The organism is Ensifer aridi (assembly GCF_002078505.1).
In the GTDB taxonomy this organism is placed as follows: domain Bacteria; phylum Pseudomonadota; class Alphaproteobacteria; order Rhizobiales; family Rhizobiaceae; genus Sinorhizobium; species Sinorhizobium aridi.
Genome location: NZ_LUAV01000014.1, coordinates 91,991 through 104,660 on the forward strand (window position 1 = coordinate 91,991; position 12,670 = coordinate 104,660).

At 59.6% G+C, this 12,670-nt stretch carries 18 protein-coding genes; 16 read left to right on the forward strand and 2 right to left on the reverse strand.

What is annotated here, in order from left to right; translation table 11 throughout:
- Window positions 1-166: 166 nt before the first annotated feature.
- From AYK65_RS13720 to AYK65_RS13765, 12 genes are all read left to right on the forward strand, one after another.
- Window positions 167-1,510 carry an AAA family ATPase gene (locus AYK65_RS13720; RefSeq protein WP_210190403.1) on the forward strand — a complete coding sequence of 448 codons (1,344 nt, stop codon included), beginning with the start codon at window positions 167-169 and terminating at the stop codon, window positions 1,508-1,510.
- Between the two features lie 167 nt (window positions 1,511-1,677).
- Complete coding sequence (locus AYK65_RS13725) at window positions 1,678-1,872, forward strand: hypothetical protein (RefSeq protein ID WP_081158758.1); 195 nt, start codon at window positions 1,678-1,680, stop codon at window positions 1,870-1,872.
- An 11-nt stretch (window positions 1,873-1,883) separates the two neighbouring features.
- Window positions 1,884-2,036 (forward strand): hypothetical protein, encoded by a 153-nt coding sequence (locus tag AYK65_RS32390; RefSeq protein ID WP_172401998.1) that lies wholly within the window; start codon window positions 1,884-1,886, stop codon window positions 2,034-2,036.
- 39 nt (window positions 2,037-2,075) lie between these two features.
- The gene (locus AYK65_RS13730) at window positions 2,076-2,909 is read left to right on the forward strand and encodes a DUF7946 domain-containing protein (RefSeq protein ID WP_081158759.1); all 834 of its coding nucleotides are present in this window, start codon (window positions 2,076-2,078) and stop codon (window positions 2,907-2,909) included.
- A 153-nt stretch (window positions 2,910-3,062) separates the two neighbouring features.
- The gene (locus AYK65_RS13735) at window positions 3,063-3,920 is read left to right on the forward strand and encodes a hypothetical protein (RefSeq protein ID WP_139793183.1); all 858 of its coding nucleotides are present in this window, start codon (window positions 3,063-3,065) and stop codon (window positions 3,918-3,920) included.
- 300 nt (window positions 3,921-4,220) lie between these two features.
- Complete coding sequence (locus tag AYK65_RS13740) at window positions 4,221-4,730, forward strand: hypothetical protein (protein WP_139793184.1); 510 nt, start codon at window positions 4,221-4,223, stop codon at window positions 4,728-4,730.
- Between the two features lies 1 nt (window position 4,731).
- The gene (locus tag AYK65_RS13745; RefSeq protein WP_081158764.1) at window positions 4,732-5,313 is read left to right on the forward strand and encodes an AAA family ATPase; all 582 of its coding nucleotides are present in this window, start codon (window positions 4,732-4,734) and stop codon (window positions 5,311-5,313) included.
- Window positions 5,303-5,473 carry a hypothetical protein gene (locus tag AYK65_RS32395; protein ID WP_172401999.1) on the forward strand — a complete coding sequence of 57 codons (171 nt, stop codon included), beginning with the start codon at window positions 5,303-5,305 and terminating at the stop codon, window positions 5,471-5,473. Before AYK65_RS13745 ends, AYK65_RS32395 begins: the two co-directional genes overlap by 11 nt.
- Window positions 5,466-5,981: an HK97 family phage prohead protease gene (locus AYK65_RS13750; RefSeq protein ID WP_081158765.1), complete on the forward strand. Its 516-nt coding sequence runs from the start codon at window positions 5,466-5,468 to the stop codon at window positions 5,979-5,981. The genes AYK65_RS32395 and AYK65_RS13750 overlap by 8 nt, the downstream gene beginning before the upstream one ends.
- 12 nt (window positions 5,982-5,993) lie before the next feature.
- Window positions 5,994-6,185: a hypothetical protein gene (locus tag AYK65_RS13755; RefSeq protein WP_081158767.1), complete on the forward strand. Its 192-nt coding sequence runs from the start codon at window positions 5,994-5,996 to the stop codon at window positions 6,183-6,185.
- 146 nt (window positions 6,186-6,331) lie between these two features.
- Window positions 6,332-6,673, forward strand: coding sequence for a P27 family phage terminase small subunit (locus AYK65_RS13760; RefSeq protein ID WP_081158768.1), 342 nt, complete (start codon window positions 6,332-6,334; stop codon window positions 6,671-6,673).
- Entirely contained in the window at window positions 6,673-6,951 is a 279-nt protein-coding gene (locus tag AYK65_RS13765; protein ID WP_081158770.1) for a hypothetical protein, read from the forward strand. The genes AYK65_RS13760 and AYK65_RS13765 overlap by 1 nt, the downstream gene beginning before the upstream one ends.
- Here the strand turns inward: AYK65_RS13765 and AYK65_RS13770 are convergent.
- Window positions 6,948-7,331: a trypco2 family protein gene (locus AYK65_RS13770; protein WP_081158771.1), complete on the reverse strand. Its 384-nt coding sequence runs from the start codon at window positions 7,329-7,331 to the stop codon at window positions 6,948-6,950. The genes AYK65_RS13765 and AYK65_RS13770 overlap by 4 nt on opposite strands.
- 113 nt (window positions 7,332-7,444) lie before the next feature.
- On the opposite strand from AYK65_RS13770, the gene AYK65_RS32400 reads away from it, so the two are divergent.
- The 4 genes from AYK65_RS32400 to AYK65_RS32735 all read left to right on the forward strand — a co-directional run bounded on the left by AYK65_RS32400 (window position 7,445) and on the right by AYK65_RS32735 (window position 12,127).
- Window positions 7,445-7,597 (forward strand): hypothetical protein, encoded by a 153-nt coding sequence (locus tag AYK65_RS32400; protein ID WP_172402000.1) that lies wholly within the window; start codon window positions 7,445-7,447, stop codon window positions 7,595-7,597.
- A complete protein-coding gene (locus AYK65_RS13775; RefSeq protein WP_081158773.1) occupies window positions 7,587-9,569 on the forward strand; it encodes a phage tail length tape measure family protein in 1,983 nt (660 codons plus the stop codon). Before AYK65_RS32400 ends, AYK65_RS13775 begins: the two co-directional genes overlap by 11 nt.
- 11 nt (window positions 9,570-9,580) lie before the next feature.
- On the forward strand, window positions 9,581-9,709 hold the full coding sequence (locus AYK65_RS33480; RefSeq protein WP_275531664.1) for a hypothetical protein: 129 nt from the start codon (window positions 9,581-9,583) through the stop codon (window positions 9,707-9,709).
- Window positions 9,710-9,781: 72 nt separating this feature from the next.
- On the forward strand, window positions 9,782-12,127 hold the full coding sequence (locus AYK65_RS32735) for a hypothetical protein (RefSeq protein WP_210190404.1): 2,346 nt from the start codon (window positions 9,782-9,784) through the stop codon (window positions 12,125-12,127).
- Window positions 12,128-12,157: 30 nt separating this feature from the next.
- On the opposite strand, the gene AYK65_RS13785 is transcribed toward AYK65_RS32735, so the two are convergent.
- On the reverse strand, window positions 12,158-12,547 hold the full coding sequence (locus AYK65_RS13785) for a hypothetical protein (protein WP_081158774.1): 390 nt from the start codon (window positions 12,545-12,547) through the stop codon (window positions 12,158-12,160).
- Window positions 12,548-12,670 lie beyond the last annotated feature (123 nt).

Sequence of the window (12,670 nt, forward strand, 5' to 3'; positions counted from 1 at the left end):
CTACGCACCAGAGACACCCCAATGAGAATACTATCACTCAAAGTCGCCCCGCCAGGGAGCGGCAATACACTCGCGCGCTTCGACGCTGAGATTGCGCCGGGGATCAAGGCCTATGGCCTGAAACTTGTCCAATCACAGTCTGGCCTTCGCGTCTTCGGTCCTTCGATTGCCGGCGGCTCGGCCGTCACTTTCGCACCCGAAATCGCCAACCAACTTGCAAGCATTATTGAGAGGGAAGTCGCCCATAATGACGAACGCCAACAAGCAGGTTAGAGCCGACGCTCCGCTGGCCCCTGGCGATAAGGTCGAGCACGAAACCTTCGGCCCCGCTACTGTTATTAGGGCCGGTTCGTTCACCAGCCTGATCCAAACGCCAGACGGCGGCACAAGTATAGTTTCGAATTCCTGCGTGAAGGTCATCGCGCTTGCCGCCAATGACAACGCCCCGATCAAGGTCTTCAATCCAGCAGACTGGCATGGCGAGCCGATCCCGCCGAGGCAATGGTATTGCGAGGGGCTCATCCCCATGCGCACGGTCACGATCCTCAATGGTGACGGCGGCGTCGGGAAATCTCTTCTTGCCCTCCAGATAGCGACAGCCGGTGCGATGTCGCTCGACACCCTTGGTTTGGCGCCTTTGGCTGGAGGGACAATTTACCTTGGAGCCGAGGATGACGCTGATGAGTTTCAACGCAGGCTTGCTGATATCGCCCGCGCTCATGGTCACGATCTCGACTACCTTTTCATGCTGCGCCTTATATCTTTAGCCGACCGCGACGCGCTTCTTGCTGTTCCTGACCGAACTGGCAACATGCAGCCGACTTCCCTTTGGCAGGGTCTCGAGACCTACGCGAAGGACTTCAAGCCAAAGCTCATAGTTCTTGACACCGCTGCCGACCTATTCGGTGGTGACGAGATCAAGCGGGGCCAGGTCCGTCAATTCATCGCGATGCTCCGAAAGCTAGCTATGGAGATTGACTGCGCGATCGTCTTGCTTGCTCACCCGTCTGTGCAAGGCATGCAGAGCGGCACCGGCTCGTCGGGCTCCACGGCGTGGAATAACTCTGTCCGCAGCCGGCTTTATCTGACGAGGCCAGACGGCAATGACGCGGACCCGGATCTTCGCATCCTGAAGACGATGAAATCCAACTACGGCAAGGTTGGCGATGAAATTCGCCTGAGATGGAAGGACGGCGTTTTCGTGCTCGATGACGGCAAGCCGCAAGCCGGCGAGACATTGCTTGCCGCCAAGGCTGACCGGGTGTTCTGCGACCTGCTTTCGATGCTGAACCGCCAAGGGCGCAACGTCTGCCATGTTCCCGGCACGACCTATGCGCCTGCCGTCATGGCGAAGTTGCCAGAGGCGGAAGGCGTGACCAAGCCCCGGCTCGTGGATGCAATGAACCGGCTGCTGGCATCTGGCGAGATCAAGATAGTTGTCGACGGTCCTGCATCGCGGCAGCGGCAGCGGCTGGTGCTGGCAAGGGAGGATTTCGGGCCGGAGGATTAGGATTCCACCAACCCTTCCACCTCGCTTCCACCAACCTTCCACCGCCTTCCACCAACGCTTCCACCCCCCCCCCTATAACCCCCCACGGGGTGGAAGCACCCCTGTGCCGGTGGAATCCGGCACGGCGCTTCACACCCCTAAACGAAATCAAAGAGGAGAGATCGGATATGAACGAAGTGATACCCCTTCAAACGCAATTCACGGCACGAGACCCAGACAGTGGCGCGCCGCTTACCGTCGTTGGCGTCGACCTGTCGTCAGCATTCGGACCCAAGCTTATCGTTCTGCGCACCGAGGGCGGCTTTACCTGGCCAGATGTCGTCGAGCAGGTGAAGCGCCCCCCGCCTGGAAACCCTGCATAGGAGGCGAACACATGACCAACGTCGACGAATTTCCCGAACGCCCACTGCACGGCCGGCGCCTTAGTTGGGAGGAGTTCTATCGGCTGCGGCCGGACCTGAAGCCCGCTAATGACAATCGGGCGGAAAGTTCGATTGCAAAGAAACTAGACTCCACAAATGGTTGATGAACGGCTTAGATGCCCCCGATGCGCGTCGGAGGGGCAATGCAAAACTTACATATCAAATTTGATGGCGGTGAAGCTGATGAGCATCGCCTACCTATGCGGCACTTAGGCGCCGCGCTAATCGGCATCGATAACATCGTAAATCAAGGTCTCTTTATAGTGGCATACGGGCGTCCAGCTAAGCGGCGCCACAGGTTTGAGCTCCATCTGGCGACTGAGGAGCCGAAATCTGGATCCGTCGAGATTGTTGCCATTCTGAAGGAGGCTCAGTGGGTCTTACCGTTGCTCAAAGATTTTGTGGTGGCGGGAGGCGTCGAGATGTCGAAGCACTTCCTAAGCTATGTCCTGATGCGCTTTGGCGGGCGTCCTACGGAGGCGAATATGCACTTGGAGGCACTCATGCAAATAAATCGAGATCATCTTGCGGCCAGGAATCAGAGCGATGATCAGTGGCGACAGATGGTGCTAAGTGTCGTCGATCGTTTGGCTCCGCAAGCCCGCCAGGTCGTGGCTCCCGTCGGAAACGGCGCAGCAAGGCTCGCGCTGATCGACGACAGCTCTCCCCCGGTCGTTGTTGATGAGCCCATCGCCGACGCCATACGATCGAAGCAAGATGATCAAGTAGGCGACATGACGTCTATGGATCTACAAGTGGACGGGATCATCCACCACAGCAGACAACTTAAGATCATCAATCCCGAGAGTGAAAATCGCTTCATAACTGCGGAAGTCAGAGATCCGCTGTTTAGCCAACTTCCGAACCCATATGCCGATGCGGCGGCAGCGATGTCTACGATTCGAGTGAAGGCAAAGCCAGTTTATCGCAATGGCGAGCTCTTCAAGCTCTACGTTATGGACCTTGAGAAGCAATAGTCCACAGGGGTGGTCACATCTCCACCATCGTCAAGCCGCGTACCGGAGCCGCCCCACAGCGTTATCGCTAATACAGTTTTTCCTCGCGCGTGCGCGCAAGCGCGCGCGAGGGGCGCCCCTTGACGTTTGCAGGTGTTTACACGTTAATGGCATATGTTGTGGCGTATTTCTCTTGTTTACACTATATTTGGTTTCTGCCGCACATCATCCACCGCCGACGCGAGTCGGCAGTATTTCTCGAAATCCAGAGGTGACAGCTTGGATTGTTCGAATGACAACGTGCCTGTTTTCGACAGGCGCGATACCCTCCCCACGTTGGTCGACGACACCGACGACTGGCAACCGGCCCGCACGCACATCAAGGCGCGCGGTATTACAGTGAAGCTCCCCAGCGACGGGCCAGACCTGAATTGGCGCCTCGATGCCCAAGCAGCGCGGTTGACGTCCAATCGCCTCAGCGGCCAGCACGCCAACGATAATCAGGACTGGCCACTCGCAAAGCTCCTGCGAACCGAAAAGAACGACCATTGCATGCAGTTGGCCGAGCGCTACCGCGATCTGCATGACACGGCGCAGACGCCACTCCTCGCGGGTCGGGAAGCCACAGACCTTTACGTGGTTCACAACACCGACGAGGACGGCAAGGACAAAGGCGCAAAGGTTATTACGGGCCGCAAGGCTAATATGGACACGGCACCCCGGCGTATCGTGATGGCCGGATCGGAAACGAAAACCCGCGCCGCCCCTGTGCCGAAGAAATGGAACGGCGACTGGCCGCTGCTCGCTAGCATCGACGCCAGGCGCGAACTGGCCGTGCTGCGGTACAGGCTTGCGTACGTTCCCAAGATCCTCGATGCCTTTGAGTGGGCCGTTGTTGACAGCCTGACGCTTGCGGAGATCGGCGCACGACTCGGCGCTGGCAGCAAGGGCGCAAAGGGCGAGGCTCGAGCGCGGATCTTCGATGGCTTCGGCATCGTCGATCGCTTCTGGCGCAGTCAGCTGGCCGCATAGGAGTACCCCATTTTCAAATCCCAATGGGGATAAAGGGGAAGGGCGCCGGCAACGGTGCCCTTTTTGTTTTGGGGTGGTCGCTGTCACCGATGACCCCTGGTGGGTGGCCGCGCGCGGTTGCTCACCGCCTATTGCTGAGTTCGGATGTAAAACCAGTAATGCCAATCCGGCTCCCATGTGGGCCGGATACTTGGGCTGGAGCGCCGCTGCGGGCTGCTCCGGCCCTTTCTTTTTTGATCACCACAATCGTCAATTTCCAAAGGGAAAAGAATGACAACCACCAAAAAGGCGATCGACGCCTTGGTGGCGCACGCCGGATTCGATCCGGCGCGCTGCCGCGCTGTCGCTCGAAAATTGACTGACGCCGGCATCCTCCCTATGGGCGGCCCGCGCAAATCTCCGGAACTAGAAGTCTGGCACTTCATCGACTTGCTGGTGGGCGTTTCTTTGGACGTGCCGCTTAGAGCGATTCCGGAGACGGTATCCGCGTATCGAGATCTGGCGCCAGGGGCCGCCGATATGTCCGGCGCTCCGGAACATCTTCGCAAGTCGGCAGGCGATTATCTCGACGTGCTGGCGGAAATAGCCACCAACGGCGATGCAGACGCGCGGCAGGATATCTCAGGCGCGCAGATCGAGGTCGTCAGCACCTGGCCCGAAATCAGCATCTGCGATGCCGACAGAGCGCATCGCTTCCAGCCCGTGGGGACGCTGCCGGACCACTGGCAGGGAACGAAGCAGCGTCGGGCAGTCACCATCAACGGCAGAGCTTTTGTGCGCGCCATCCGCGCAGCCTTCAAAGGAGAATGAAATGGGAATTCTGAAGAAGTCGACGGTCACCGCCTCTCAGTTCCGCGTGCCGTCGCTAGGCGAAGCCGATCAGGACCACCGCGAGATCGAGCAGAAGATCGCTGCGCTCCAGAGCAACCAGTCAGCAACGGCTCGCGAAATTGCCGCTCTTGAAGAGGACATCCGAAAGCGCCCAGCTCCGGCAGTGCGAGCAGGTGTTGCAGCGCTACTCGGCGAAGTCGTCGACACTGCGCTCGAAACCAGACCCACGCGCCTGCGTGAGCTTCGGCAGCATGCTCGAGACCTTGAGGAAGCCGTCTCCGAACTGAAACGGCGGCTCACGGATCGTCGCGATCGAGCAAGCGCCGCGGTTCGTGCTGCGGTCAAGGATGAATATGGGCGTCGCGTCGCGGCAGTTGCCGAGGCGCTACGGCAGGCTAACGCCGCTCATTTGGAGTTAGTCGAGATCATCGACCAACTGGAGCGGGAGGACGTCTCTTGGACCGCACTCGGCCCGATGCAGCCGAGGTTTTTGGGCGATCCGCGCGACGGTCACGTCCAGCGCTACCTCAGGGAGGCGAAGGAGCTTGGCTATGTTGAGTGAATACGAACAGGCTGCCGGCAAAGAACGCGACAAGAAGCGTGCGGTAAAGCTGCCAGGCGAAACGCGCCACCTTGAGCGGGTCGAATCTGCGAAGGTAATCGCCCGCCGCCTTGCCGTTGCGAAGCGACAGCGAGAACTAGAGGCGAAGCAGCGTGGCTGAAACCGTTTCAGGGTACGCCATACAGTGGGGCCAGCCCGCGGTGATAGCCGGTCTCTTCGAAGAGCGCTTCGCCAGAGGCGCTTTCGATAGATCGCTGCGGGAATACCCCGACGTCGTGGCGTTGTGGGGGCACGATGCGACTAGACCGTTAGGCCGCGTTGCCAACGGAACGCTTACGCTCCGGTCTGATAATGTTGGGCTGTATTACAGCCTGACTCCTAATCCGGAGTCGCCGCTCGGTAAGGAGGCACTTGTCACCGTCGGCGATCAGCTCGTCAACGAAGTCAGCGTTGGTTTCGCCTCAGAGCAAGAGGAGTGGGACGACAGCGGTGACTTGCCTCGCCGTCTCATCACGCAAGCCAGGCTGTTTGAAATCTCGCTGGTCCTTTGGGGCGCTTACGGCAAGGCCACCAGCGCCGAGCTCCTGGTGCGCGAACATAACCGCACCGCTGCTACTCGCCGCAAAGCCGAAACCGCGATGCGGAAGCGCGGCATTCCTCTCTCCTAATAAGGATCACTGATGATTGTTGATTTCAAATACTCGCTCGGCGACGTCGTACGCACACGCCGCGGCGACAGCGGCAAGATTGTTGCCATGTCGGCATCGGAAGGCAGAAACGAGCCGCTGTTCCGAAGTTATCGGCTCGAGCTCGACGACGGCACCCTGACGTGGTGCCCTGAGTTTCGCATCGAGCATGTCATTGGGTGGTGACGGGAGGGGGTACTCAAGCCCTTCCCGCCTTCAGCCGTCGGGGACCGGCGCGGGCCATTCTTGCACATTCGTGATGCCCCGGTTGCCTAAAAATTCTGACCCCTCTCCGCGACCCGCATCTTCAAGGATTTTGACAGGAGAAGACGGTGGCAAAATCACCGAAAACACCGCCCCACCTGCGGCAAGAGACGCAGAAATGGTTCAAATCGGTGCTTGCCGACTTTGAGCTCGATGGCCATCACGTGCGCCTTCTGACACTGGCGGCTGAGGCCTGGGACCAGGCGCAGACGGCCCGCGAGGTGCTAGACCGCGACGGGCAGACCTACACCGATCGCTTCGGCCAGCCAAAGGCTCGACCCGAGGTAGACATTCTGCAGAATGCGCGCATCTCGTTTGCCAGGCTCATTCGAGAGCTCGCCCTAGATGGCGTCGATGCACCAGAGGCACCTCGCGCGCCGCGGACGGCAGACTATGGGAACCGGCGCTGATGCCGGTACGTCGACGCGAGAACAAACGACGTCTAGCCGACGGACTAGAGCAGTGGACTTTCGTATTCTCAAGCGGCCACGACTATTTCGGCCAGCTTGCGGAAGTTGGCGTCGAGACGGATCAATATGGCCGCCCATCGTTGGAGGAGGCCGAAGCCGCGTGGAAGCGGTTTGGCGAGGCCTTTATGGAACTGCCGCGCCATCCGGACGAGGGCGAGCCGTGGGCGTTGGAGGTGTTCGGGATGCCTTGGGTGAGCGGTAAGCGTAGGCGCCGCTAAACGACACTACGTTCAGCGCGGTGCACCCGGTTCCTGCGCTTGATCTCCTCAGCGCGCTTATTGTCGCCATCGGGCAATCTAACGGGAATGGCAAACGCAATTCTATTGGCCGTACCTGACTTGTGCTCGCCGCCCCCGTCAACGCCGACACCAAAAACCTTCAAGTTGGCGCCGCCTTTGCCTGAGGTCTCCGCCGATACAGCAACGTCGAATTCGACGATTGTGAAGGTGCCATAGGAACCGGAGGAAAATGCGTTTTTGCCGCTGGGCAAGCCTGCGCCATCCGCGTTGATGTTTTCTCCGTCTTCGGCAGCCTGCGCTTGTTTCACGCCCGCCACAATCTGCTGAAGGCTCGCCGCCACAAAGTCTTTGAGATCCATCCGATCACCTTCGATTCCGTCTATCCGGCAGATTGTTCGTGAACAGCGCCGCAATCAAGCGGTGCGCGAAACCCGTCAACATAAAGTTTTCGCCGTCAGGCGAAGGAGTACACATGCAACAGGAAATCTTGGATGCATTTGCCGAGGCATCTGCGATCGCCGTCTCGCTCGCAGAGCGGCACGGCATCGAAGCAATCGCGATGGCGATGCTGTTAGTAGCGCTCGCCGCCGCCGGATCTATCGAGGCGCCAGCGGATGGCGAGTGAGACAGATCAAGCTCGCCTCATCGTCGCGATAGAGGCGACACAGGCAAAATTCGAAAAGCAGTTAGCTGCCGTTGCGAAGGCCGCAGAACGGGCGGCAAAGAAGACCGAGGACAGCTTCAGGAGCGCGAATGACAACGTGGCACGTGGTTTTGAGCGTTCCTCGGAGGCAATGCGACAGCAGGGGTTCGCGGCAAAGCAGCTTTCCGCCCAGTTCGGCGATATCGCCGCGCAAATCGCTTCCGGCACATCGCCATTGCGCGCGGTCGCCACACAGGCGGACCAGATCCGAATGGCGCTGCAGTCTGCGGGCGGAGCAGCGAACGCCTTCCGCGCCCTGGCTGCGGCGGTCTTCAATCCGATCACCTTAGCTACGACTGCTTTCACACTCCTCGGCGAGCGGGCAATAGCCTACTTCACAGGCGTTGGCCAAGGTACAGAGGCGGCCGATGCTGCGCTCAAGGCGCACGTCGACCTAATCGATGCTGTCGCTCGTGAGTGGGGCGATGCCGTGCCGTCGCTGAAGGCATTTGCCGAGGAGGCGAAGAAGGCCGCGAAACTCGCCGACTTGCAGAACGCCACAGAGCAGTATGTCGACAAGATCCTTGCCGAAGCTCGAGAGGTGACAAAGGGCCTGGCCGTCGAGCTCGTCGACGTTGTTGCCCAATTGCGCGCCGCTGGCGCGGAAGAGGAGAGCATCCTTCGGATCCAGACGGCGTTTAAAGCGCTCGATGCCGCTGTAGCGGACGGCAAAGACTCCACAAGGGAGGCAGCAGAACTGACAACCGCTCTGGCGCAGGCTTGGGGTGAGACCGGTGTAACCGCGGCCGATTCGTTCGTCGGTTCAATCAATCGCGTCGCTGCGGCCCTTCGCGAATATGCCAAGAAGGCCAGCGCGGCTCGAAGAGAGGCTGAGAGCGCGGTACCGGCTATGTCCGACGGCATCGTGCCGTTCAACCCTTTGCCGGCAGATGACACGAACCGCCGTGTACAACTTCAGGCGGCGCGACAGTCGATTTCGAACATTGAAAGCGGCGGCAATTATCGTGCGCTCGGCCCCATCTTGGAGAACGGCGACCGTGCCTATGGTCGATATCAAATCATGGGCCGCAACATCGCTGAATGGTCGAAGCGAGCGATCGGCACAGTTCTGACGCCTGAGCAGTTCCTCAACAATCCGGAGTTTCAGGACCGGATCTTCGATCACATCTTCTCCGGCTATATCGACCAGTTCGGCATGCAGGGTGCATCCGAAGCGTGGTTCGCTGGTCCTGGCGGCGTTGGCAAGAGTAGCCGCAAGGATGCGCTTGGCACCAGCGTTGGCGACTACTCTGCGAAGTTCACAGCAGGGCTTGGCGAGGCAAAAGACGCCTGGGCCGGCCTGCGTGACGTCACGGCAAGCACACGCACCGAGACGGGCGCGCTGACGCAGCAATACGCGGACTTCGGCCAAGTCGCTCAGACGGCCGTTCAGGGGCTTGCTAATGCGCTGGCTGACGGGAAGCTCGAGGGCAAAGAGCTCTTGCAAATCCTTATGCAGGTCGTTCAGCAGCTACTTTCCATGCCTTCTGCAGGCGGAGGCGGTGGCTTCTTGGGCGGCATTCTCGGCAGCATCTTTCACAAGGGTGGAGTAGCTGGCGGCCCGGCGCCGCAACGTGCGGTTTCGCCTTCGGTATTCGCCGGAGCTAAGCGATACCATACCGGCGGCGTTGCTGGGCTTATGCCAGGGGAAGTGCCCGCAATTTTGCAACGCGGAGAAGTGATTCTGCCGCGCGGCACGAAGGCGCAAGGTGGCGGAGAGGTCATCACCATCAACCTGGCTGCTGATCCATCTGTCATTGCCGAAGTCGCCGACCAGCGGATCCAAACCGCCAGCGGCACCATCGTGCAAATCGCGGTCACCGAATCCAACAGAAGAGTGGTGCCAACCATGGCCAAGTACCAGTCGGAAAAAGCCGGCGCCGAGTGGCGCTGAGGGAGAGAGCAATGAGCATACCCAATCCAGTGCCTGACGAGGTGCCTGAAGACGAAATGCCGATCGACGTACCAGCGGAGGACGAGGTCACGTTCGACGACGGCGCGACCTTCGACGACGGAACCAGCTTCGTCCCGTAACCCGCACCCACCGAAAACCTGAGTTTTACAGCCCTGGCCAGCGCCGGGGCTTTTTCTTTTATGGGAGACCCTATGGCTACGGCCGCGACCGTCTATCGAGACTACGAAACCGACGGAATCCCCTCGTCGGGAAACCACAAAGTAAGAAAATCTGAGATCCGCGCGCTGCTCGCCGGCTATGAAAATATCATCAATGCCTTTCTTTCGACTGGCGGCCTTATCTTCTCTTCGAAGGCAACGCTGGACGCCAGCCTGGCATACGCCGCGAACACCATGGCGTGGGTACATGGAGACGCGACCGTTGCCAACAACGGTGTGTACCGCAAGAACGGTGCGTCTGGCACCGGCTCATGGACGCGCGTTGCTGATCTTCCCTATTCGTTCATTCTGGCGACCGATGCTGGTGCCGGAACGCCGAACGCAATTCAGGCGACGAGCTCTATTCCCGTGTCGGAATCCGCGCTCATCATCATGAACGTTTTTGAGGCGAACACTGCTTCTCCCGTCACCGTCAGCTTTAACGGGGGCTCCGCTCTCACGATTAAGACCAATACCGGAAACGACATCGCAACTGGTGGGCTCGTCGCAGGCATGATCGTGTTGGGCATCGTCAGCGGCACGACGTTCCGCCTTGTGAGCGATCAGGCTTCGTCGGCTATTGTTGCTGCGGCGGAGGCGGCGCAGGTCGCGGCCGAGGCGGCGAAGACGGCGGCTGAAGCGGCGGCGGCCGGAGTCAATCTCCCGCCGCTTTCTGCGAACACCATGCTCGTCGACACCGGAGCTGCGCGCGAAAACAGGACGTTCCCGCAGGTGCGCGCGCTGCTGTCCGTTCCGGTCGTGGTTGAATCTCTTGCCGCAGCGCAGGCGATCGACCCTGCCGCTGAACGCACGCTGATCATGCGCGACGGGACTCGCGACGGCCTGTTCTTCTGGCATCCGGAAAACCTTTCCGCGCTGGTAATCAAGAACAGCATCACCACTACCAGCGTCAACGACACGACAGACGAGTGCACGCTCGTCGCGCACGGCTTCATGACGGGCAATTCCGTGCGCACGGCTACGGCGGTCAACGGACTGGCCGCAAACACGCTCTACTACGTGATCCGCACAGGCACGGATAGTTTCAAGCTCGCCTCGTCGGTCGCCAACGCGTTCGCCGGCACGGCCGTCGATCTCACCGGCACGACGAACATGACCCTAGCCCGCATCACCGACCCGACTCAGGCCGTCTTTATCATTCCAAACGGTAAGGCCACGGATGGCTCCCAAGGGGCGTACGTCCGCCACGGACACATCCTCACGCCGCAAATGTTCGGCGCCAAGGCCGACTTCGGTGTCACCTACACCAATGACCACGACGCGATTCAGCTCTGGTTCCAGACGCTGCTCTGCCTCGATGACTTCGGATATCAGGGCGAGTTACACGGCAGATACTATCTGACGCGAAACCTCCTTCTGCAGCCCACCGAGCTCACGACGGAAGACCGCGGGCTTCAAATTCGTGCAGCAGCCCGAAACCACGATGGCTTCTATTTCCAGAACGGCTTCCGGTTCGAGATATCCAACCCCAACGCTCAAGCGATTTTCTACTTTGACTTCCAGGCGCGCATCGTTGGCAACATCAACAACAGCCAGTTGGTGACGATCGGCATTTCTGATTTCAGCGATGCCTACAATAGCTGTACCCTTGATTTCATCATCAACAATGGCGGCACTGGAACGACCAAAGCCCTGGTCATCAATGGAATGTACCAGAGCAAGCTCCGCGTGATCGCGAACGGCAGCGCTTCCGGTCGCCCGATCGCAGACGGTGGCAGCGGGCCGAGCAGCACTATCGCCGCATGGCTCCGACAAGTGCAGTTCACGGACATCAGCCTGGCGAGTGGAAATGCCGGCACAGGTCTGTTCATGAGCGATGGCTACTGCTTCGGCAACACTTTCGATGGAACCCTCGACATCGAGGAAGTCGACCTCGGAGTGGTGATTTCCGGCGCCAACGTTTACGACAACAACTTCCTCGGCGGCACGATCGTTGCGACGAAAAGCTTCAACTGCACGGCTGGACAGAACAACAAAGCCGAAGGGGTAAACATAGGCACAGGCTATACCGGCTGGACGCTGTTCGTGGCCGGCGGCGAGCGGATCTCTGTTCGTTCTCGCGCTATCCCGCAATTGGCAACATCGGGGCTGATTGCGCCGACCAGCGGGACGCTCTGGCGTAATACGACCGGCCGAAAGCTGTGCATTCGCATTGAGGGCACAATCACGGCTTTCACCGTGACGAAGGCAGAAGGTAGCGTCTTCTCTTTGGGCGGGCTCGGCGCCGGCTATCCAGTCACCATCGAGCTCGATGCTTATGATGGCTTCACCGCAACGTTTACCGGGACGCCCTCGTTCACGTACTTCCCGGTAGGCTAGCGACCCTAGGGCGCAGCCATAGACCGCGCCCTATACCTTCGGCGCCACCGTCGGGCACTCGAAAAAGAACTCGTAAAGGGGCTTCTGCAGAAGATAGCCGCGAGTGATTCTGCAGCCGCCGCGGCCAGTATTCACTAGATGCTGTCGCGCGGCTGCCTCGAGCCTTTTCTCTGGCGCCATGGTGTCGGCCAGCCCGAGGGTTGCGCCTTGTACAGCGCCGATTGTCATCGTCTTGCCGAGGCTCGGGGAGACCATCAGGGTGTTGTCCGTCTTGTGCTCGTACACACGGTAAGTGTCGTCGGCCATCTTCACGTGATGGACCGGAAATTTATATGTGTTCATGCGCGACATGGATTCGGTTGTGGCGCACGAGGATACGGTCGCAGCGATACCAGCCGCGGCAAGGATTTTGACTTTCACGAGTCGCCCCTAAATTGTTGCCGTTGCGACTGTTGCTCGACTCGTGGTGGTGGTCAAGGACGGTGCGCGGTTGAACGGTCACCCAACTGTTGACTAATTTTGTATGGCGACTGTTTGTCGTTG

Coding starts and splice junctions, on each gene's coding strand:
- AYK65_RS32735 (WP_210190404.1), top strand. CDS start 9,782: ATGGCTACGGCCGCGACCGTCTATCGAGACTACGAAACCGACGGAATC.
- AYK65_RS13765 (WP_081158770.1), top strand. CDS start 6,673: ATGCCGGTACGTCGACGCGAGAACAAACGACGTCTAGCCGACGGACTA.
- AYK65_RS32390 (WP_172401998.1), top strand. CDS start 1,884: ATGACCAACGTCGACGAATTTCCCGAACGCCCACTGCACGGCCGGCGC.
- AYK65_RS13755 (WP_081158767.1), top strand. CDS start 5,994: ATGATTGTTGATTTCAAATACTCGCTCGGCGACGTCGTACGCACACGC.
- AYK65_RS13770 (WP_081158771.1), bottom strand. CDS start 7,331: ATGGATCTCAAAGACTTTGTGGCGGCGAGCCTTCAGCAGATTGTGGCG.
- AYK65_RS13730 (WP_081158759.1), top strand. CDS start 2,076: ATGCAAAACTTACATATCAAATTTGATGGCGGTGAAGCTGATGAGCAT.
- AYK65_RS13775 (WP_081158773.1), top strand. CDS start 7,587: ATGGCGAGTGAGACAGATCAAGCTCGCCTCATCGTCGCGATAGAGGCG.
- AYK65_RS32400 (WP_172402000.1), top strand. CDS start 7,445: ATGCAACAGGAAATCTTGGATGCATTTGCCGAGGCATCTGCGATCGCC.
- AYK65_RS32395 (WP_172401999.1), top strand. CDS start 5,303: ATGTTGAGTGAATACGAACAGGCTGCCGGCAAAGAACGCGACAAGAAG.
- AYK65_RS13725 (WP_081158758.1), top strand. CDS start 1,678: ATGAACGAAGTGATACCCCTTCAAACGCAATTCACGGCACGAGACCCA.
- AYK65_RS13735 (WP_139793183.1), top strand. CDS start 3,063: ATGTTGTGGCGTATTTCTCTTGTTTACACTATATTTGGTTTCTGCCGC.
- AYK65_RS13745 (WP_081158764.1), top strand. CDS start 4,732: ATGGGAATTCTGAAGAAGTCGACGGTCACCGCCTCTCAGTTCCGCGTG.
- AYK65_RS33480 (WP_275531664.1), top strand. CDS start 9,581: ATGAGCATACCCAATCCAGTGCCTGACGAGGTGCCTGAAGACGAAATG.